The sequence below is a fragment of the Actinomycetota bacterium genome, from assembly GCA_019347575.1.
In the GTDB taxonomy this organism is placed as follows: Bacteria; Actinomycetota; Nitriliruptoria; order Nitriliruptorales; family Nitriliruptoraceae; genus JAHWKY01.
The window spans coordinates 25,852-45,754 of sequence record JAHWKY010000034.1 but is presented as its reverse complement, the minus strand read 5'-3'; the positions used below and the strand labels follow the sequence as shown (position 1 = coordinate 45,754).

Here is a 19,903-nt window from a genome sequence, read left to right as displayed (position 1 = left end):
TCGATGGACCCTTCGCACGGGGACCCGTGCCTCCTCACATCTGGTCGAGGAGGCGTTGCTTCTTCGCGGCGAACTCGTCGTCGGTCAGCACGCCCTGTTCGTGCAGGCGAGCGAGGGCCTCGAGCTGGGCGACCGGGTCACGGGGTCCGCCGGAACTGTTCCCGAGCCCGATGGTGCGTTCCTCGCGGGCGGTGTAGAGCTGGGACTGGAACGACTCGGGTTGGGGGATGTCGTGCATCACGCTCTGTCCGAGTTCTCCCGCTGACTCGATCACCACGTCGCCGTACCGGAGCGCCCGCTCGAACATCGACTGACTGAAGCGGACGTCGTTGATGTTCTCCAGCGGGATCTCCATCCCGCTCCGTGAGATGACGCCGCGGCGGACGATGAGCCGCTCGTTGGTGAGCACGTACTGGGTGAAGCGCCAGTCGATCACCGGGCCTCCCGTCAGCACCACGATCCCGACGATCAGCAGACCGGTGATGATCCAGTCGACCGTGCGGTCCTCTGGCGCGACCTGCCACGTCACGACGATGCCGGCGATGCCGAGCACGAGCCACAGACCGGCTGGGATGAGCACCCTCCAGTGCGGGTGGAACTCCCGGATGACCGACTCGTCCTCGGTGAGCAGACGACGGGGGTAGCCCATGGGACGCTCCTGGCGGGGACGTCGCGTTCGAGGACGCGCACCCTACGCTCCGCAAGTGTCCCCGGACGACCGTTCCCCCACCCTCCGCTACGACAGTCCTCGAGGTAGGGGGACGGTCGCAGCCGTCGTCCTCGGTTCGGGGATGGCGTTCCTCGATTCCACCGTCGTCAACGTCGCGCTGCCCGTGCTCGGCGAGGACCTCGACGTCGGCTTCTCCGCGCTGCAGTGGGTGCTCAACGGGTACCTGCTGACCCTCGGATCGCTGTTGCTGCTCGGGGGTGTGCTCGGCGACCGCTACGGCCGTCGGTTGCTGTACCTACTGGGGTTGCTGCTGTTCACGATCGCGTCGGTCGCCGCCGGCCTCGCCCCGAACGGCCCCGCGCTCATCGGGGCGCGGATCGTGCAGGGCGTCGGGGCGGCGATGCTCGTGCCCGGCTCCCTCGCCATCATCGGCGGACTGTTCCCGCGAGGCGACCGCGAGAAGGCGATCGGCGTCTGGGCCGCGATGTCGGGGCTGACGACCGCCATCGGCCCGTTCGTCGGCGGCTGGCTGGTGGACGCCGTGTCGTGGCGACTCGTGTTCTTCATCAACGTGCCGATGGCGTTGGCGACGTTGTGGTTGACCCTCCGCTACATCCCCGAGAACCGCGATGCGACGCAGACCGGCAGCCCCGACGTGCTGGGAGCTGCCACCGCGACCGCGGGGATCGGGGCGCTCGTGGTGGGGTTCATCGAGAGCCCGGCCCGCGGGTGGAGCAGCCCCTTCATCGTGGCAGCCCTGAGCGTCGGTTCGCTGCTACTAGCCGCGTTCCCGATCATCGAGCGTCGCATCCGCCACCCGATGCTGCCGCTCGAGCTGTTCCGGATCCCCCGCTTCAGCGGCGCCAACGCCGCGACGTTCGTGGTGTACGGCGCTCTGAACGTGTCGCTGTTCCTCATCGTCCTGCAACTGCAACGGACCCTGGGCTACTCGGCCCTCGATGCGGGTCTGGCGCTCATGCCGATCAACCTGTTGCTGCTGGCGGGCTCGCCTCTGGCGGGCCGCATCGCCGCACGCTGCGGACACCGGCTCCCGCTCGTCGTCGGCCCGACGATCGCCGCCGTGGGGATGGCGCTGGCGGTCCGCATCGTCGGCGGAACGAGCTACGTCGCCGGTCCCTTCCCGTCGTTGCTCGTGTTCGCGATCGGCCTGACCCTGACGGTCGCTCCGATCACCGCGGCCGCGCTCGATGCCGTCGACGAGCGCAGATCCGGCGTGGCCTCGGGCGTGAACAACGCCGTGGCTCGGCTCGGTGGTCTCTTCGCGGTCGCCATCGTCCCCCTCGCGGCCGGCATCGCCGGTGCCTCGCAGCTCGGACCCGACGAGCTGACCCGGGGGTTCCAGCGGTCGATGTGGATCGGTGCGGCCCTGCTGGTCAGCGGAGCCGTCATCTCGGCCCTGACCATCGGCCCGAGGGGGGCGTCGACGTCGGAGTAGCGTCTCGACCGGTACGCACGCGGACCCAGGAGGATCGGTGCTCGGACATCTCGCTGATTTGACCGCACTCGTCACCGGCCGGGGCGTGCACCTGGGCGCGTTGGCAGCCGTCCTCGCCGAGCGCTACGGCGACCGGCGGGCGCTCGAGGACCCGTCGCCGACCCCCGGACTGCACCCGGGCGGCGCTCGCACCTTCGCCGAGGTCGAGGCGCACGTCGCACGTCTCGCGTCCGCCCACCGGGAGCTCGGGCGCCGCTCCGGTGAGCACGTGCTGCTGCTGATCGGCAACCGCATCGACATCATCCTGCACAGCTTCGCCCTGGCGCGGGTCGGAGCGGTGCCGGTGCCCGTCAACGCACGGCTCAAGCCACACGAGGTCGCCGCCGTCGTGATGGCTGCCGGGGCGTCGGTGGCCGTCACCGACGCGGACGTGATGGGTCGCCTCCGTGAGGTGGACGAGTTGTCCGACCTGACGTGGGTGGCCACGGGGGATGACGGATCCGACGACTCGCTGGCAGGCTGGCTGCACCACCACCCGGACGCGTCGCTGTCACCACCCGACGATGCCGATCCAGGCGCCACCGCACTCTTGCTCGCGACGTCGGGTACGACCGGGCAGCCCAAGGCTGCCGCGCTCACCAGCCGTGGCCTGCTCACCGCCCTCGGGCGGCTCGCCGCAGCTCCCGTGGGCTGGCGGATCGGCCCCCGGAGCGGTCGTGACCTCATGCTCGCGGCGCTGCCGCTGACGCACATCATGGGCATCGGCACGACCCTCGGGGCGCTGTGTGCCGGGATCCCGATGCTCCACCGGCCGCGGTTCGACGCTGAGGAGGTCCTCACCCTGATCGAGGATCGCGACCCCAACGTCTTCACCGGGGTCCCGACGATGTACGCGGATCTGGAGGCGGCTGGTGCCGCCGACCGCGAGCTGGGGGCCATCCAGCTCTGGGTCAGCGCGGCGGACGTCATGCCGCCCGACCGTGCGCGTCGGTTCCAGAGCTACGGGGCGGCGGGGATGGTGCGCGGGAAGCCACGCGGGACGGCGGCCTTCGCGGACATCTACGGGATGGTGGAACTCTCCGGAGGAGGAGCGGTCCGCCTCTACCCCCCGTCACCGCTGCGCCGGGTCCAGGTACCCGCGGTGGCCATCACGCTGCCGGGCATGGAGGTCCGGGCCGTGGACGAGGACGGCGAGCCGGTCGGCTACGGCAAGGTGGGCGAGCTCGAGTTCCGCGGCTCGGGCGTGCTGCAGCGGTACGAGGGACGCGACGATGCCGGTCCGCGCCCCGACGGGTGGTTCCCCTCGGGTGACTACGGTCGCGTCTGGCCCAGTGGGTTCTTCGCCTTCTCGGGTCGTCGCCACGACCGCCTCAAGGTGGGTGGGTTCTCGGTGTTCCCGGCCGAGGTCGAGGAGGCGCTGCGTTCACATCCCGCGATCCGTGACGTCGCGGTCGTCGGCGTTCCCGACGAGCGCCTCGGGGACCGCCCCGTCGCGCTGGTCGTGCCCGCCACCGACGACGCCGATCCCGACGCCATCCTCGCCTGGGCCCGCCGCGAGGTAGCGGGCTACCGCCGCCCCACCGAGGTCCTGCTCGTCGAGGATCTGCCGCGCGGCAACCACGGCAAGCTCGACCGCCGGACGGCGACGCAGCGGGCGACCGATCTGACCGGCGCGCGGACCGAGGTCGAGGCGTGATGGTCGAGCGGCTTCGCCTCGCGGTCGAGGATGCACCGGTCGCCGACGTCACCGCTGTGATCCACCGCCCTGGCCGGGCACGGGGCGTGGCCGTGCTGCTCGCACCCGGAGCCGGTGGCGACCTCGACGGCGACGGTCTCGTGGCGCTGGCCAACGTGATCGCTGACGGCGGCCACCTGACGGTCCGGATCAACCTCCCCTACCGCGAGAGCGGGAAGGGAGGGCCGCCGAAGGCGGAACGCAGCGCCCCGCACCTCGCCGCGATCCTCGCCGCTGCCCGTGGACGCGTCGCGCCACGGCGCGGCTGGGTCGTGGGCGGCAAGAGCTACGGCGGCCGGGTCGCGTCACTCGCCGTCGCGGACGGACTCGACGCAGACGGTCTGCTGTTCTACGGCTACCCCCTCCACCCTCCTGGCAAGCCGGAGCGGCTGCGCGTCGAGCATTGGCCTCGTATCGGTGTCCCGGCGCTGTTCCTGCAAGGCACCAACGACCCCTTCTGCGACCTCACGCTCCTCGAGGAGCATCGCCCCGAACTCGGCGGGCCCAGCACGTTGTTGACCATCGACGGCGGTGACCACTCGCTGCAGATCGCGGGGACGCGCGCCCCCGACGGGGTCCGGCGCTCCGCCAGCGAGGTGTTCCGCCAGCGTTCGGACGAGATCACGCGCTGGCTCTCTAGGCTCTGACCGGCCGCCATCGCGACGGTCCATCGAGCAGGGGGTAGGCCGTGATGCAGGAGTTCAAGGACTTCGTCAACAAGGGCAACTTCGTCGACATCGCGGTGGCGTTCGTGGTCGGTGTCGCCTTCGCCACCGTGGTCGCAGCGTTCACCGAGCGGATCGTGAGCCCGCTCATCGCGTTGGTCGGGGACGTCGAGGATCTCTCCGGGTTCGGAACCTTCGGCAAGGAGGACGCGGGATCGGTCGGGGCGTTCGTCGAGGCCTTCATCAACTTCCTCATCGTCGCGTTCGTGATGTTCCTCGTGGTGAAGGCCTACAACGCCTTCAAGGAACGCACGACCGATCCGGCTGTGCCGGAGGAGGCGGCGGACCCCGAGGACCTCGTGCTGCTGCGTGAGATCCGCGACGCGCTCACCGCGGGATCAGCCGCGACGAAGACGACGAGGAAGAAAGCCACGAAGAAGGGCTAACCCACCGGAGCGTCCGGGGACGACTCCTTCGCCGCCCAGCCGTAGACGCCCTTGGCCATCGTCGACGTGGCCTCGTCGCGGCGGCGGGCGTACACGTCGGCTCTGGTGGCTCGCACGAGATGATCGTGGGGTGCGGCCTGCACCGCCCACTCGACGAGGTGGCACGCGAGCCGCAGGTCACCATTGTCCGCGATCTCGGTCGCACGTTCGGCGAGCGTCCGCGCCCCGCCCGACAGACGCGCGACCTCCTCCGCGACCTGCGCGTCCGGAGCCGGCTTGAGATGCGCCGGGTTGCCGTCGTACCAGCCGCCGTAGAGGCGCCAGATGTTGCGGACGATGAACTCGGGCTCGTCGTAGACCGGTCGCAGGTAGGGGCGCTCGACCAGCGCAGGTGGCGCCGTCACGGTGTGGATCACCTCGTCGAGGGTCGCGCCCTCATTCATCAACGCCACGGTCTGGTCGTGCAGCGACTCGAGCAGGGTGGCGGTGTCGTGCAGCGCCTGCCTCACCCGGTCGGCACCGACGACGGGGAACCCGTGACCGGGCAGCAGCACCTCGGCGTCGAGCGTCGCCATCGTCCGCAGCGCCTCGGCCCACTCCCACGCGTAGCGCTGCACCTTCTGGGGGTTGCCGGCGTTGGGGGTGGCCCAGATGAACAGATCGCCGGTACAGAGCACGCGACGTGACGGGATCCACGTCCAGGTGTGGTCGTCGGTCTCGCCCCGTGCATGGTGCAGCTCGAAGATCTCGCCCCCGAGATCCACCTCGATCCGCTCACGGTAGGTGACGTCCGGGTGGCGGTACTCGGTTGGCCACACGAGGCCCTCGATCTGGAACTGGCGCGCGTTGATCGCGGCGTTCCAGCCCGCCGTCATCACGTAGCGGTCGAAGCGAGCCACCATGGCCTCGTGCCCGTACACCGTCGGGGGTCGCCGCCCCTCGGAGGTCGCTTCCTCATCGAAGGGCGCGACGCCGAAGACGTGGTCGATGTGGCCGTGACTGAACACGGCCGTGTGCAGCGGGGCGTCGGTCCACCGGCGCAGCGAGGCGTGGACGTGCTCCGCGGTGTACGGCGTTCCGGTGTCCACCAGCGCCAGTCCCGCGTCGGTCCGGAACGCGCACACGTTGGACATCACCTGCATGAAACCGACGCCTTCGAGCACGTCGGTGACGCCGGTGAACTGCGTGAGGGGATGGTGGTCCTCAACGCGGCTCTCGCCGCGCCACAGCCGATCCGCGACCTCGAGGACATCGGTCACCGCTGCTCCATCCGCTGCTGCACCCAACGTAGGCCCTCCCCTCGATGCTGGTACATCGCACCCTCCGAGGGTGCGATGTGCCAGCGCGGAGGGGGGCGGTCACGTCGGGGCTAGCTGTGGCATGCTCCCGGCCTGACGTGCACGTCATCCACCGTTGGGAGCCGGCTGTGCGCGGATCGCCGCTCAAGCTCTACGGACCGCTGCTCGCGTTCGTCCTCGTGCAGGCGATGTTCGTCGCCTTCGCACCGTCCCGACCACCGCAGCAGGTCGAGATCGGCACGGCTCCGACCCTGGACGAGGAGCAGCCGTCGCTGCCAACGGCGACGGCCGCCCCGACTCCCGCTTCGAGTCCGTTCGTCACGGCGCCCGGCGAGGCCGTCACGCCTCCTGGCGGGGGCACGACCGGCACGGGGACCAGCGGGACGACCGGTGGCACAGGCGGGACGACGGGTGACGCCACCACCGGTGGGACGACGGGAGGAACCAGTGGCGGCGCGACCGGCGGCGCGACCACCGGGGCGACCACCGGCGAGCCGACCCAACCCGCGGGGGACACCAGCCACTGCTCGGCCGAAGGTCGGCAGACCGAGCTGCTGTACTACGCGCCGCCGTGCGTTCCGAAGTGGGAGGGCGACAACGGCGGCAGCACGTACCAGGGTGTGGCGGCTGACACCGTCAAGGTCGTGGTGTTCCAGGAGCAGCGCAACGAGGCCGTGAGTCGGATCCTGTCCGCCGAGGGACTCCGCGAGACCCGTGAGAACGAGAACGTCTTCACCCAGGTGGCCGAGGACTTCCTCAACGAGCACTACGAGTTCTACGGGCGCAAGCTCGACCTGATCCCCCATCCCGCGCCGAACTGTCCCGAGACACCGCCCAACGTGGACGGCTGCCTCAACGAGATGCGCACGATGCTCGACACGGTGCGGCCCTTCGCCGTCATCTGGCAGGTGCCGACCTACGGCGAGGTCTTCGACTTCCTGGCGTCGGAGGGAGTCATCTCGCTCGGCGGCTGGCACCACGACGACTCGTTCTTCAGCGGTCGCCGGCCGTTCCGCTACGACGTGTTCATGGACGGCACCCGGACCGCCGAGTTCATCGGCGAGTACTACTGCAAGAAGATGGCCAACCAGAACGCCACCCACACCGGCGCGATCATCCACCGCACCATCGGGGCGCGCGGGCAGGTGCCCAGGAGGCTCGGGATCCTGACGCCCGACACCGAGGCGACGATGCGGTCGGCGCAGCGGCTGGTCGACATCGTCTCCGACTGCGACGCGCAGGAGCCGGTGCTGGTCGGCTACGACCAGGACATCAGCCGCAGCACGCAACAGGCGTCGGCGAACACCCAGTCCTTCATCGCCGAGAAGGTGACCACGGTCGTCTGCATGTGCGACCCGATCACGCCCGTGTTCCGCACGAACAACCAGACCCGCAACGAGTACTTCCCCGAGAACCTGCTCGCCGGCTCGGGCCTGATCGACTTCGACAAGCTCGGGCGGCTGTACGACAAGTCGCAGTGGCAGCACGCCTTCGGCCCGAGCCACCTGCAGATCCAGCCGCCGCACAGCGAGTCGGATGCCACGATCGTGTGGCAGGACCAGGGCAGGTCGGGCAACGCGTGCGTGTCGTGCAACCTGCCGTGGTCGTACTACCAGCTGATGGGCGCGATGCTCCAGGTCGCGGGCCCTGACCTCAACCCCCTGTCGGTCGAACGTGGGATGCTCAACCTCCCGGACCGGGGTGGCTGGGCGGAGTCCGGTGGCGACCCGACCAAGGTGCTCAACCGGATGGGGACCGGTGACTACACGGTCCTGTCGGACGTCAAGATCGTCTACTGGGACGAGCAGGCGTCGAGCACGGTCGATGGTCGTCCCGGTGCGTACGTCGCGCTCGATGGCGGCCGCCGCTACACGCACGGCGAGCTCGACACCGAGCTGCGCGTCCCCGTCGGCACGACGTGAACCCTCCGGCCACGCTGCCCAGAGGCGGAGCGCGTGGGATCGCCCGCTCGCTCTGGCGCGGCAGGGTCACGGGCTTGGTGCTGCGCGGTCTCATCGCCTACGTCCTTGGCATCGAGATCGCGGCCCAGGTCGCGTTCGGGACGATCGACGTGCCGTTCGTCGATGTCGCGGCCCTCGAGAAGGGCTTGGGTCCCCGGCCCATCCCACGCGGCATCATCCTTGAAGGTGCGGTCGTCGGGTCGCTCTACGCCTTCGTCGCCATCGGTCTGATCCTCGTCTACCGCGCCAACCGTGTCATCAACTTCGCCCAGGCGCAGCTCGGCGCCGTGCCCGCGGTGATCGCGCTGCTGCTGATCGCCCGCCAGGGCGTGTCCTACCTCTGGGTGGTCCCGATCGTCGTCGTCGGCGGTGCTCTGCTCGGTGCCGGCACGGAGGTCGTGCTCGTCCGTCGCTTCCGGGACGCGTCGCGGCTCGTCCTCACGGTCGCGACCATCGGCATCGGGTTCCTGTTGCTGGTGCTCGAGTTCTACGTGAAGGTGTGGCTGCCGGGGCAGCTCCAGGTCCTCACCCCCGACGAGTTCCCCACTCCGTTCCGGGACCTGACCTTCAACGTGGGGCTGACACGCTTCTTCGGTGACCACGTCGCCGCCATCGTCATCGCGATCATCACCGTGGTCGGCCTCGGCGTGTTCTTTCGTCGCAGCGACATCGGCATCGCGGTCCGCGCCTCGGCCGAGAACCGGGATCGTGCGGGACTCCTCGGCATCCCTGTGGCGCGTGTCACGACGATCGTCTGGGCGCTAGCCGGCTTCGTCTCTGCCCTCGCGGTGTTCCTCCGCGCCCCCCTCGTCGGCCTGAGCCTCGAAGGGTTCGTCGGCCCGATCTTCCTGCTGTTCGGTCTCGCCGCTGCGGTCATCGCGCGGATGGAGCACCTGCCGACCGCGCTGATCGCCGGCATCCTGATCGGGATGGTCGACAACACCGTCATCTTCGCCACCCGACGCAACTCGCTGGCCCTCGCGACCATGCTGCTGGTGATCCTCGGGGCGCTCCTGCTGCAACGACGCCGGGGCGAGCGTGCCCGCGACGTCGCGGCGTCGACCTGGGAGGCGGTCCGCTCGCTGCGCCCCGTGCCCCCAGAGCTGCGTTCCCTACGAGAGGTCCGGTGGTCGCGCACGGCGCTCGTCGGTCTGGCGGTCGCCTTCGCGCTCGCGATCCCATGGCTCATCGGTACCGCGCGGACCGGCTTCGCGATCACCGCCGTCGTGTACGCCATGGTGGGAGTGTCGCTCGTGATCCTCACCGGCTGGGCTGGACAGATCAGCCTCGGACAGTACGCGGTCAGCGGCATCGGGGCCGCCGTCGCCGGCGGGCTCGCGGCCAACCACGGGGTCGACTTCTTCGTCACGTTGGTGGTCGCGGGCCTCGCCGGTGCAGCCGTCGCCATCGTGATCGGCCTGCCGGCGCTCCGCATCCAGGGGTTGTTCCTCGCCGTGACGACGCTCGCGTTCGCGTTCGCCGTCGAGCACTTCGTGCTGCGACGGGAGTACTTCGCCTGGCTGCTGCCCGGGGACTTCTCGTTCGTGCGCCCACCGGTGTTGTGGGGACGCATCGACCTGGGCGCGGAGTCGGAGGTGGCCGGCGTCACCGTGCCCGGGCAGGTGAAGTACTACTGGGTCTGTCTGGTCTTCCTGCTGCTCGCGCTCATGGTGGCGCGGTCGCTGCGGCGGTACCGGTCGGGGCGGGTCCTGATCGGGCTCCGTGACAACGAGCCGACCCTCCAGGCCTACGGCGTCAGCCCCGCGGTCACCCGCCTCACCGCGTTCGCGATCTCCGGGTTCATCGCCGCCGTAGCCGGGGCCCTCATCGTCTACCAGCTCGGCACCGTGGCAGCGGGGGCGTTCCCTCCCGAGCAGTCGATCCAGCTCTTCGTCATGACCGTGATCGGCGGCATCGGCTCCCTGCTCGGACCGATCTTCGGGGCGCTCTTCCTCGAGGGGCTGCCGCAGATCCCCGGCTTGCGCGACGTCGACCTCATCCGGGTGCTCACGACGGGTATCGGCGTCCTGCTGGTGCTCATGCTCCTCCCGGGCGGTTTCGCCGAGGCGGCGTTGCGGCTCCGCGACCGGTTCCTGCGCTGGGTCGCGCGACGTCGCGGGCTCGTCGTGCCCAGCCTCGTCGCGGATGTGCGCGCCGTCGACCAGGACGAGACCCACGAGCTCCTGGTGGCAGCCGGGCGCGGAGAGGATGACGCGTGAGCGCGCGTAACCGACTCCAGCGACTGACCGGTGGTGCCGCCGCTGGCCCGCTCCTCGTGCTGTTCGGGCTCAACCTCGTCGACGAGTTCGACCGCTTCGCCTTCGCCGCGCTGTCGCCCGAGATCCGTGATGCGTTCGACCTCACCGATACCGGGATCGGGGCGATCTCGGTCGTGGCCGGGGCGTTCATCCTGGTCGCCGCGCTGCCCATCGGGGTCGTCGCGGATCGCGCCAACCGCGTCCGCATCGCGACCGGAGCCGCGATCCTGTGGGGCTCGATGTCGGTCCTCACGGGTCTGGTCCCCACCGTCGCGCTGCTGTTCCTCGTCCGGCTGCTCGGTGGTATCGGTCGCATCGTCAACGAGGTCGTGCACCCCAGCCTGCTCAACGATTACTACGACCAGCGCGTGCTGCCGCGGGTCTTCTTCCTTCACCGCCTCGCCAACCCGCTCAGCGGACTCGCCGGTGTCGTGGCCGGGGTCATCGCCGCCTCGCTCGGCTGGGAGTGGGCGTTCTTCCTGCTCGCCATCCCGACCTTCGTCCTCATCGGTGCCGTCGTCCGGCTACGGGAGCCCGCGCGGGGAGAGACGATCGATCCGGCGCTGGCGGAGGAGGCAGCGGCCGAGGGCGCCATCGCGTTCGGCGAGGCGCGCCGCCAGCTCTGGGGCGTGCCGACCCTGAGGCGGCTCTGGACGGCGTCGCTGCTGCTCGGCTTGGCCATCATCTCCATCCCGCCGCTGCTCGCGCTCTTCTACGAGCAGGAGTACGGCTACGCCTCGGTCGGTCGCGGTGCGGTCGTGTTCCTGTGGTCCACGGGGGTCGTCGTCGGACTGATCCTCGGGCTCCGGTACGCCGATCGCGCTGAGGCAGAGGGACACACGTCTGCTCTGGCCACGATCACCGGGTTGTCGGGGGTGTGGTTGGCGGCCGGCCTGGTCGTCATGGCGGTCGCCCCGTGGTCGGCGGTCTCGCTGCTCGCCATGGCGATCGGGGCGTTCGGGGCGGGCTCGTTCCAGCCGGCCTACTTCCCCCTCGTCGGTCGCGTCGCCCCCCCACGCGTCCGCTCCCAGGCCTACGCGTGGGCCATCCTGTTCCTCGCCGCCGGGGCGCTCGCGTCCGTGGCTCTGTTCGCCATCGGCGACGCACAGGGGTACCGCACCGCCTTCACCGTGCTCGCCGTCGACGTCGCTCTCGCGGGGCTGATCGCCCGGTCCGCCCGGTCGCTCGTCGCGGCGGACGTGGGCCAGGCCGAGGGGGCTCTCGTGGTCGCGGCGGAGCTGCGCCGGACGCTCGAGGCGACGGGTACGCCGGCACTGCTCAGCTGCCGCAACGTGGGCGTGGCGTACGACCAGATCCAGGTCCTGTTCGGAGTCGACCTCGAGGTCCAGCATGGCGAGATCGTCGCCTTGCTGGGGACCAACGGGGCGGGCAAGTCGACGCTGCTCCGCGCGATCAGCGGCCTGACCGATCCCAACCACGGGGCGATCTTCTTCGACGGTCGCGACGTCACGCACGCCGACGCCAACCGCACCACCGAGCTCGGGATCGTGCAGGTGCCGGGTGGGCGTGCCGTGTTCCCGACGCTCACGGTGGCCGAGCACCTCCGTCTCGCCGCGTGGCAACACCGAGACGAACCGGCGTACGTGGAGGACGCCACCGCCGAGGTCCTCGAGCTGTTCCCCATCCTCCGCGAGCGCAGCGGCCAGATCGCCGGGAACCTCAGCGGCGGCGAGCAGCAGATGCTCGGACTGGCGATGGCGTTCATCCAGCGCCCGAAGCTGCTGCTCATCGACGAGCTGTCGCTCGGACTCGCACCCGCCATCGTCGAGGAGCTCCTCGGTGTCGTGCGGCGCATCCGGGACGAGGGGACCGCCATCGTGATCGTCGAGCAGTCGGTGAACGTGGCGCTGACGATCTCGGACCGCGCCTACTTCATGGAGAAGGGCGAGATCCGGTTCGAGGGCCCGGCGGCGGAGCTGATCGAACGCGACGACATCGTCCGCTCGGTCTTCCTGGCCGGGGCGCGGGTCACGACCGCGGGCAACGGCGACGGCGACCAGGCCAGGGTCCGCCTCGATCCCGACGCGACCACGGAGATCGTCGGCACCAGCGACGGGGCGGCGCTCGGCGTGTTCGACCTGACCCGAACCTTCGGCGGGATCCGCGCGGTCGACGGCGCCACCCTGACGGTGGGGCGCGGCGAGATCCTGGGCATCATCGGCCCGAACGGTGCGGGGAAGACGACGCTGTTCGACGTGATCAGCGGCTTCCTCCGACCCGATGAGGGTCGCGTCGTGTTCGGTGAGCGCGACATCACCGACCTGTCCCCCCACAAGCGGGCACGGCTCGGGTTGGGCCGATCGTTCCAGGATGCGCGCCTCGCGCCGTCGCTCACGGTCGCCGAGAACCTCGCGCTCGGACTCGAGCGCCACCTCGTGCACCGCGACCACGTCGCTGCTGCGTTCGGCCTCCCCGGAGCGGCCGACCAGGAGATCGACGTGGCCTGGTCGGTGCACGACCTGGTCGAGCTGCTCGGTCTCGGGGCGTACCGCAACAAGTTCGTCCGCGAGCTGTCGACCGGGACGCGACGCATCGTGGACCTCGGCATGGTGATGGCCCACGACCCCGAGGTGCTCCTGCTAGACGAGCCCTCGTCCGGCATCGCGCAGCGGGAGGCGGAGGCGCTCGTGCCCCTGCTGAAGCGTCTACGCGACGAGGTGGGATGCGCCCTCCTCGTCATCGAGCACGACATGTCGCTGATCACGTCCCTCAGCGACCGCATGATCGCCATGGAGCTCGGAAGGCTCATCGCGGAGGGATCGCCGGCTGAGGTCACGACCGACGAACGGGTCGTCGCGTCCTACCTCGGTGGGAACCTCGCCGCCATCCGGCGCTCCGGGAAGGAGGCGTGATGGCTCGTCGACTCGTCCCGCCGCTACTCGCCGCCGCGCTCGTCCTGCTCCCCGGCGCCGCGACCGCTGCAGCCGCGGTCGATGCCGTTGGCTGGTGGTGGCGAGCCCAGACCGGCATCGTCGGGCTGCCCCCACCCCCGAACGTCCCCGAGGGTGGACTCGCCGTCGGCACCGCGCCGGACGGCGCTACCGCGATCGGTGGTGTCCGTTTCGTCCTCACCGACGAGACGCCGCTCACGCTGACCCTGACGGTCGCCGACCAGCAGGGCATCGCGTCGCTGGTGGCGTGCCCGTCGAGTGTGCGGTGGTCGTCGGCCCACGCCGGCGCGTGGCCTTCGCGCCCTGCTCCCGCGTGCGACCTCGGCGAGGCGCCCGGCGAGCTGAGCGAGGATGGTGCCACCTGGATGTTCGACGTCTCGGGCTTCCCGGCGGAGGGTGTGCTCGACGCGATCATCGTGCCGGCCGGGGACCCCGGGGCGTTCCAGGTGTCGTTCGAGCCGCCCGATGCGAGCGCACTCGCGACCCGGTCGACCGCGCCGCCTCCGCCCCCTCCTCCGGCAGCGCGGGGAGAGCCGGAACCGCAGCCCCAACCCCAGCGTCAGCCGACGCAGGCGCCCGCCCCGCCGCCTCCGCCTGCGCCCGCGCCCCGCGGCGGAACGGCGGTGCCACCTCCGGCGGTCCCGGCGGAGCCTCAACCCCAACCTCAGCCGCAGGCGCCCGTGGTAGCGGATCCTGACCAGCCCATCGCTCCGGCCGCCCCGCCGGGTGACGCTCGACCCGTGGCGGTGTCGCAGGAGGAGCTGGACGAGCGCGACCGTCGGGGCGCGCTGACCGCGGCGGCAGCGCTGCTGGTGATGACCGCGATGGTGCTGTGGTCGAGCCGCCGGATGGGCGAGCCGGAGGTGGCGCGCGAGGCCGGCCTGGGCCGCTTCACCGCGCCCCGCACTGGCTCCCCACCCCCCCTGATCTAGATCGAGCGTGTGCATCGGGACCCGCTAGGCGGGTCCATCTGCACCCGCTGCGGAGTGCGCGCCTCGAGCGTGTGCATCGGGACCCGCCAGGCGGGTCCATCTGCACCCGCTCGTCAGGTGGCGGCCTCGACGGCGCGGCGGGCGGCCTCGTGGGCGTGGATCTTGGCCTCCTCCTCGAGCGAGCCCTGCGAGCCGGGGCGGACGTGGCCCTGGGCGCGGGCGGTCTCGGCGACGGCGAGCGCGACCGCCTCGGCTACGGAGCGATCGAACGGTGAGGGGATGATGTAGTCCTCGGTCGCCTCCTCACCCACGATCTCGGCGATAGCCCGCGCGGCGGCGAGCTTCATCTCGTCGGTGATCTTGGTCGCCGCCGCGTCGAGCAATCCCCGGAACAGGCCCGGGAAGCACAGCACGTTGTTGATCTGGTTGGGGTAGTCCGACCGCCCTGTGGCCACCACCCGTGCGTGCGGACGGGCTTCCTCGGGCATGATCTCGGGGACCGGGTTCGCGAGCGCGAAGACGATCGCAGCGTCAGCCATCGTCGGCAGCAGCTCCGCGGGCAGTGAGCGCGGGCCCGAGACACCGATGAACACGTCCGCTCCCGCGAGCGCCTCCGCCAGCCCCCCCGTGAGCTCGCGGGGGTTGGTCTGCTTCGCCAGCCGGAACCGGATCGGGTCGTTGCCCTTGCGCTTGGGCTCGACGATGCCGTCTCGGTCGACGGGGACGATGTCGGTCACGCCAGCGGCGAGCAGCAGGTTCGTGACCGCGACACCAGCCGCCCCGACCCCCTGTACGACGACCCTGAGCTGGGCCAGTTCCTTGCCGACGAGATGGACGGCGTTGAGGAGGGCCGCCAGCACGACGACCGCGGTTCCGTGCTGGTCGTCGTGGAACACCGGGATGTCGAGACGCTGCCGGAGCTTGCCCTCGATCTCGAAGCAACGGGGCGCGGCGATGTCCTCGAGGTTGATGCCGCCGAACCCCTGCGCGATGCGGGCCACGGTGTCGACGAACACGTCGGGATCGCGCTCGTCCACGAGGATGGGGTAGGCGTCGACGTCGGCGAAACTCTTGAAGAGCATCGCCTTGCCCTCCATGACCGGGAGGGCTGCGAGCGGGCCGATGTCGCCCAGCCCCAGCACCGCCGACCCGTCGGTGACGACGGCAACCGCGTTCGACTTGATGGTCAGCCGGTACGCCTCGACCGGGTTCTGGGCGATGATGTTGCAGATCTTGGCCACCCCCGGCGTGTACACGAGCGCGAGGTCCTCGCGATCACGGATCTGGCGCCGGTTCTCGATCGCGATCTTCCCGCCGAGGTGGGCCTCGATGACGTCATCGGTCATCGCCAGGAGCGTGCACCCCTCGACCGCATCGAGAGCGGCGGCCACACGGGCGATGTCGTCCTCGTCCTCGCCCTCCACCGTGATGTCGCGGATCATCACGTGGCGCTGGGCGTTGACGAGATCGACCGAACGAACGACGCCGCCGACCGCGTCGATCGACTCGGTGACGCGCGACAGCATCCCCGGCGCGTTCTCGAGCGCCACGCGGAACGTCACCGCGTTCGCGTTCGGCATCGGGGCGATCTCCGGTCCTGGCTCGGACGCCGAGCATAGGCCTCGCCCCACGTGGGGACGGGTGCGCGGTCGTTGCCGTCCGCGCGGCCGCGTGCGGGTGTGGACCTACCGCATCGCGTCCTCGAGGGACCCCGTGACGGGTCCGGCCGGGTCGTAGACGGCACAGACGACCTCGCGGTCACCCGTTCCCCAGGTGTCGGCGCTCGGGTACACGACCGATATGTCGAGCACGGACTCTTCGTAGGCCAGCCCGACGAAATCCTCGAACGTCTCGAGGCACAGCAGCCCCGAGGACTCGAAGGCGGCGTCGTCCCCGGGGAAGGGAGCGTCCGCCCCGTCCGGCAGCTCCCTGATCGCGTACACCTGGTTGCGGTGCGGCTCTCCGCACGGGATGGCATCCACGCCCTGGACCTCGACGGTCTCGCCCACGGTCTCGTCGATGGTGCTGTCGAAGCAGTCTCCCACCTGCAGATCCGTGACCTGCAAGGTCCCGGAGCTGACGAGCTCGCCCTCGTCGTCACGCTCCGCCCCGCCGGCGAAGAACACCGTAACCACGACGCCGAGGATGGCGATGGCCGCGACGACCAGGAACAACCGGGTGCGCGTCGAGGTCGTCGAGTCGCCGGCCTCGGGCTGCCAGGCCACCGGATCGTCGCCTGCACCCGTGCCGCCACCCGCGCCGAACGTCGTCGAGACGTCGTACGAGGTGCGCGCCGACGGGTCCGACAGCACGCGCCACGCCTCCTCGACGCGATCGAGCTCGATCTCGGTGGCGGTCAGCCGGGCCGGATCGTTCTCCGCTAGCTGGCGAGCACGGAGCTCGGCGACTCGACGGCCGTACGCCTCCGACACCTCGTCGGCGCTCGCGCGACGGTCCACCCCAAGAGCGGCGTAGTGATCCACCCCAGCTGATGCTCCTCGGTCATCGCCGTCCGACAGGCCGTCTCCGAACTCGTCCACCGTGCTCCCCTTCGATCCCGTCGGACCGGTGGGTTGGGACCGGCCTGACCGCTCGTCTGCCCAGCTTGCCAGCTGGCTCAGAGGTTGTCGTCGGCGCGGCTACGGTCGGCTTGAGGACACCCGACCCGGAGCCGAGCGTGTCGCAGGCCGATACCACCCAGCTCGCCATCAACACCATCCGGACGCTCGCCATGGACGCCGTCCAGGCCGCCGACTCGGGGCACCCCGGCATGCCGATGGGCACCGCCCCGCTGGCCTACGTGCTGTTCCACGAGGCCATGCGCTTCGATCCGGCCGAGCCGGGCTGGCCCGGGCGCGACCGGTTCGTCCTGTCGGCTGGCCACGGCTCGATGCTGCTGTACTCGATGCTCCACCTCACCGGGTACGAGCGGCCAACGCTCGACGACATCCGCAACTTCCGTCAGTGGGACGCGCCCACGGCGGGCCACCCCGAGAACTTCCTCCTGCCGGGCGTCGAGACCACCACGGGTCCGCTGGGTCAGGGCTTCGCCAACGGTGTGGGCATGGCGCTCGCCGCGCGCCGCCTGGCGGCGGAGTTCGACCGGGGCGATCACCACCTGTTCGATCACCGCATCTACGCCATCGTCTCGGACGGCGACCTCATGGAGGGGGTCGCGTCGGAAGCGGCATCGCTCGCCGGCCACCTGCGCCTGGGCAACCTCGTCTACCTCTACGACGACAACCACATCACCATCGACGGCGCCACCGACCTCGCGTTCAGCGAGGACGTCCTCGCGCGCTTCGACGCTTACGGCTGGCACACCGACCGGGTCGAGGACGGCAACGACCTCGACGCGATCCGCGCCGCGGTCAAGCGGGCCGAGAACGACGATCGTCCGAGCCTGGTCGCTGTGCGCACCGTCATCGGCTTCGGCTCACCGAACAAGGCCGGCACCGCGGCGACGCACGGCGCCCCGCTGGGCGCCGACGAGGTCGCGGTCACCAAGGCCAACCTCGGCTGGGAGTACGACGAGCCGTTCACCGTCCCCGACGAGGTGCGCGAGCACCTCGACGCGCGGACGCGCGGCGGCGAGGCCAGGCGTGTGTGGGAGCAGCGGCTCGCGGCGTACCGCGACGAGCACGCGCAGCTCGCGGACGAGCTCGAGCGGAGACTGAGCGGACGGCTGCGCGAAGGCTGGCGTGACGCGCTGCCGACGATCGAGGGTGCGGCCGCGACCCGCAAGCATTCGGGCAAGGTCATCAACGCCATCGCCGACGCCGTCCCGGAGCTGTTCGGCGGCAGCGCCGACCTCGCCGGTTCGAACAACACCGACGTCGAGGGTGCCGGCGACTTCAGCGCGGGCGACCCGTCGGGGCGCAACCTGCGCTTCGGCGTCCGCGAGCACGCGATGGCTGCGATCAGCAACGGCATGGCCCTGCACGGCGGGATCATCCCGTACGCCGCCACCTTCCTGATCTTCACCGACTACGCCCGGCCCGCTATCCGCCTCTCGGCTCTGAGTCGGCTGCGGGTGGTGTGGGTGATGACCCACGACTCGGTCTTCCTCGGCGAGGACGGCCCGACCCACCAACCCGTCGAGCACCTCGCCGCCCTGCGCGCCATCCCCAACCTGCAGGTGTTCCGCCCCGCCGACGGCCATGAGGTCGTCGGGGCGTGGGCAGCCGCACTCGAGTCGGGCAGCAGCCCGTCGGTCATCGCCCTGACGCGCCAGGGGGTCCCTGACCTCGGTCCGATCGACCCCGAAGCGGTGTCCCGCGGCGGGTACGTCCGCCGGGACTGCGACGGCACGCCCGACATCATCCTGATCGGCACCGGCTCCGAGCTGCAGCTCTGCATCGGTGCCGCCGAGCGCCTGGAGGCGGACGGTGTCGGGGCGCGGGTCGTGTCGCTGCCGTGCTGGGAGCGCTTCGCGGCCCAGCCGGTCGCGTACCGCGAGGAGGTGCTGCCTCCACAGGTCACCAAGCGAGTCGCGGTCGAGGCGGCCTCCCCCTTCGGGTGGGAGCGATGGGTCGGTGACCACGGGGCGATCGTGGGACTGGACCGCTTCGGGGCGTCTGCGCCGTGGGAGCGGATCGCCGAGGAGCTGGGCTTCACCGTCGACCACGTCACCGAGGTCGCGCGACGACTGGTGTAGTACCGGCGAACACCCGGCCGCGCCCTCGCTCCGGCCGTACCGAAGTTCACTGGCGCTTGCGTCGGCGCTTGACCTTCTTGCGGCTCGTGTTGGGATCGGGACGGAACTCGTCGTGCTTCTCGATCGGAGGCGGGCGTCCTCCTCCGGGGAGGTGATCACCGGTGGCCACCGGGCGTCCGGGGGACTCCTTGGTGCCCCCCTTCGCCTTCCCCCTCGTCCCCTGCAACAGCTCGAGGTTCACCGCCTCGGCGCGCTTGGCCCGCGTGTAGAACCACCACGACATGCCGCCGAGGACGAGCGTCGCCACGAGCAGGTTCGTGACGAACACCGCGACGCCCCGCCCGACCTGGGCCAGCGCGACGCCGGGACCGATCAGCCAGATCCAGCGCCAGAACTTCTGCTGCGTCCGCGCCGCCCCGATCGCGAACCGTGCGTCCCGTCGATCGTGGACGGCCCTGCCGCGGTTGACCGCCTTGAGGATCTGCCGACGCTCCCTGAACGACAGCGCCGCCCACGCGGTGCGGTACGTCTCACGATCGAAGGGTTCGTCGGTTCTGGCCACCCGTCGAGGCTACTAGCCTGGCCAGCCCCGACCGGAGCCCACCGTGTGAGCGTCGTCCGTATCAACGTGCTCGAGGTCCCCGACGAGATGACGTCGATGCTCGAGGAGCGCTTCCGCAACCGTGCCGGCGAGATCGAGAAGGTCGACGGGTTCGAGGGCTTCGAGCTGCTCCGCCCGACTGACGACTCCAACCGGTGGTTCGTCTACACGCGCTGGGCGTCCGAGGACGCGTTCCAGGCCTGGGTCGCGTCGGATGCGTTCACCAAGGGCCACGCACAGTCGGCCCAGCACGGCCCGGCCGCATCCGGCTCGGAGCTGCTCGCGTTCGATGTCGTCATCACCGCCGGCTGA

Annotated in this window: 15 protein-coding genes; 10 read left to right on the top strand and 5 right to left on the bottom strand. The window is 70.7% G+C overall.

What is annotated here, in order from left to right; genetic code table 11:
- Window positions 1-34: 34 nt before the first annotated feature.
- Complete coding sequence (locus KY469_18455) at window positions 35-649, bottom strand: PH domain-containing protein (protein MBW3665081.1); 615 nt, start codon at window positions 647-649, stop codon at window positions 35-37.
- On the opposite strand from KY469_18455, the gene KY469_18450 reads away from it, so the two are divergent.
- Genes KY469_18450 through mscL form a run of 4 tightly spaced genes read left to right on the top strand, consistent with a single transcriptional unit; the run spans window position 648 to window position 4,972 of the window.
- Window positions 648-2,126: a DHA2 family efflux MFS transporter permease subunit gene (locus KY469_18450; GenBank protein MBW3665080.1), complete on the top strand. Its 1,479-nt coding sequence runs from the start codon at window positions 648-650 to the stop codon at window positions 2,124-2,126. The genes KY469_18455 and KY469_18450 overlap by 2 nt on opposite strands.
- Window positions 2,127-2,163: 37 nt before the next feature.
- Window positions 2,164-3,822 (top strand): acyl--CoA ligase, encoded by a 1,659-nt coding sequence (locus tag KY469_18445; protein ID MBW3665079.1) that lies wholly within the window; start codon window positions 2,164-2,166, stop codon window positions 3,820-3,822.
- Window positions 3,819-4,508 carry a hypothetical protein gene (locus KY469_18440; GenBank protein ID MBW3665078.1) on the top strand — a complete coding sequence of 230 codons (690 nt, stop codon included), beginning with the start codon at window positions 3,819-3,821 and terminating at the stop codon, window positions 4,506-4,508. The genes KY469_18445 and KY469_18440 overlap by 4 nt, the downstream gene beginning before the upstream one ends.
- Before the next feature lie 41 nt (window positions 4,509-4,549).
- Entirely contained in the window at window positions 4,550-4,972 is a 423-nt protein-coding gene (gene mscL / locus KY469_18435) for a large conductance mechanosensitive channel protein MscL (protein ID MBW3665077.1), read from the top strand.
- Here mscL and KY469_18430 read toward each other — a convergent pair.
- Window positions 4,969-6,114 carry an MBL fold metallo-hydrolase gene (locus KY469_18430; protein ID MBW3665076.1) on the bottom strand — a complete coding sequence of 382 codons (1,146 nt, stop codon included), beginning with the start codon at window positions 6,112-6,114 and terminating at the stop codon, window positions 4,969-4,971. The genes mscL and KY469_18430 overlap by 4 nt on opposite strands.
- Before the next feature lie 284 nt (window positions 6,115-6,398).
- Here KY469_18430 and KY469_18425 point away from each other — a divergent pair, with 284 nt between their 5' ends.
- The 4 genes from KY469_18425 (at window position 6,399) to KY469_18410 (ending at window position 14,333) form a co-directional block, all read left to right on the top strand.
- Window positions 6,399-8,192, top strand: coding sequence for a hypothetical protein (locus KY469_18425; GenBank protein MBW3665075.1), 1,794 nt, complete (start codon window positions 6,399-6,401; stop codon window positions 8,190-8,192).
- Between the two features lie 74 nt (window positions 8,193-8,266).
- The gene (locus KY469_18420) at window positions 8,267-10,450 is read left to right on the top strand and encodes an ABC transporter permease (GenBank protein MBW3665074.1); all 2,184 of its coding nucleotides are present in this window, start codon (window positions 8,267-8,269) and stop codon (window positions 10,448-10,450) included.
- A complete protein-coding gene (locus KY469_18415) occupies window positions 10,447-13,362 on the top strand; it encodes an MFS transporter (protein MBW3665073.1) in 2,916 nt (971 codons plus the stop codon). Before KY469_18420 ends, KY469_18415 begins: the two co-directional genes overlap by 4 nt.
- Window positions 13,362-14,333: a hypothetical protein gene (locus KY469_18410; protein MBW3665072.1), complete on the top strand. Its 972-nt coding sequence runs from the start codon at window positions 13,362-13,364 to the stop codon at window positions 14,331-14,333. Before KY469_18415 ends, KY469_18410 begins: the two co-directional genes overlap by 1 nt.
- A gap of 113 nt (window positions 14,334-14,446) precedes the next feature.
- On the opposite strand, the gene KY469_18405 is transcribed toward KY469_18410, so the two are convergent.
- Window positions 14,447-15,913, bottom strand: coding sequence for an NAD-dependent malic enzyme (locus KY469_18405; protein ID MBW3665071.1), 1,467 nt, complete (start codon window positions 15,911-15,913; stop codon window positions 14,447-14,449).
- Window positions 15,914-16,018: 105 nt separating this feature from the next.
- Window positions 16,019-16,816, bottom strand: coding sequence for a septum formation family protein (locus KY469_18400; protein ID MBW3665070.1), 798 nt, complete (start codon window positions 16,814-16,816; stop codon window positions 16,019-16,021).
- Between the two features lie 8 nt (window positions 16,817-16,824).
- On the opposite strand from KY469_18400, the gene tkt reads away from it, so the two are divergent.
- Window positions 16,825-18,990 (top strand): transketolase, encoded by a 2,166-nt coding sequence (tkt, locus tag KY469_18395; GenBank protein MBW3665069.1) that lies wholly within the window; start codon window positions 16,825-16,827, stop codon window positions 18,988-18,990.
- A gap of 46 nt (window positions 18,991-19,036) precedes the next feature.
- On the opposite strand, the gene KY469_18390 is transcribed toward tkt, so the two are convergent.
- Window positions 19,037-19,552, bottom strand: a complete 516-nt coding sequence (locus KY469_18390) for a hypothetical protein (protein ID MBW3665068.1) — start codon at window positions 19,550-19,552, stop codon at window positions 19,037-19,039.
- Between the two features lie 45 nt (window positions 19,553-19,597).
- On the opposite strand from KY469_18390, the gene KY469_18385 reads away from it, so the two are divergent.
- Entirely contained in the window at window positions 19,598-19,903 is a 306-nt protein-coding gene (locus tag KY469_18385) for an antibiotic biosynthesis monooxygenase (protein MBW3665067.1), read from the top strand.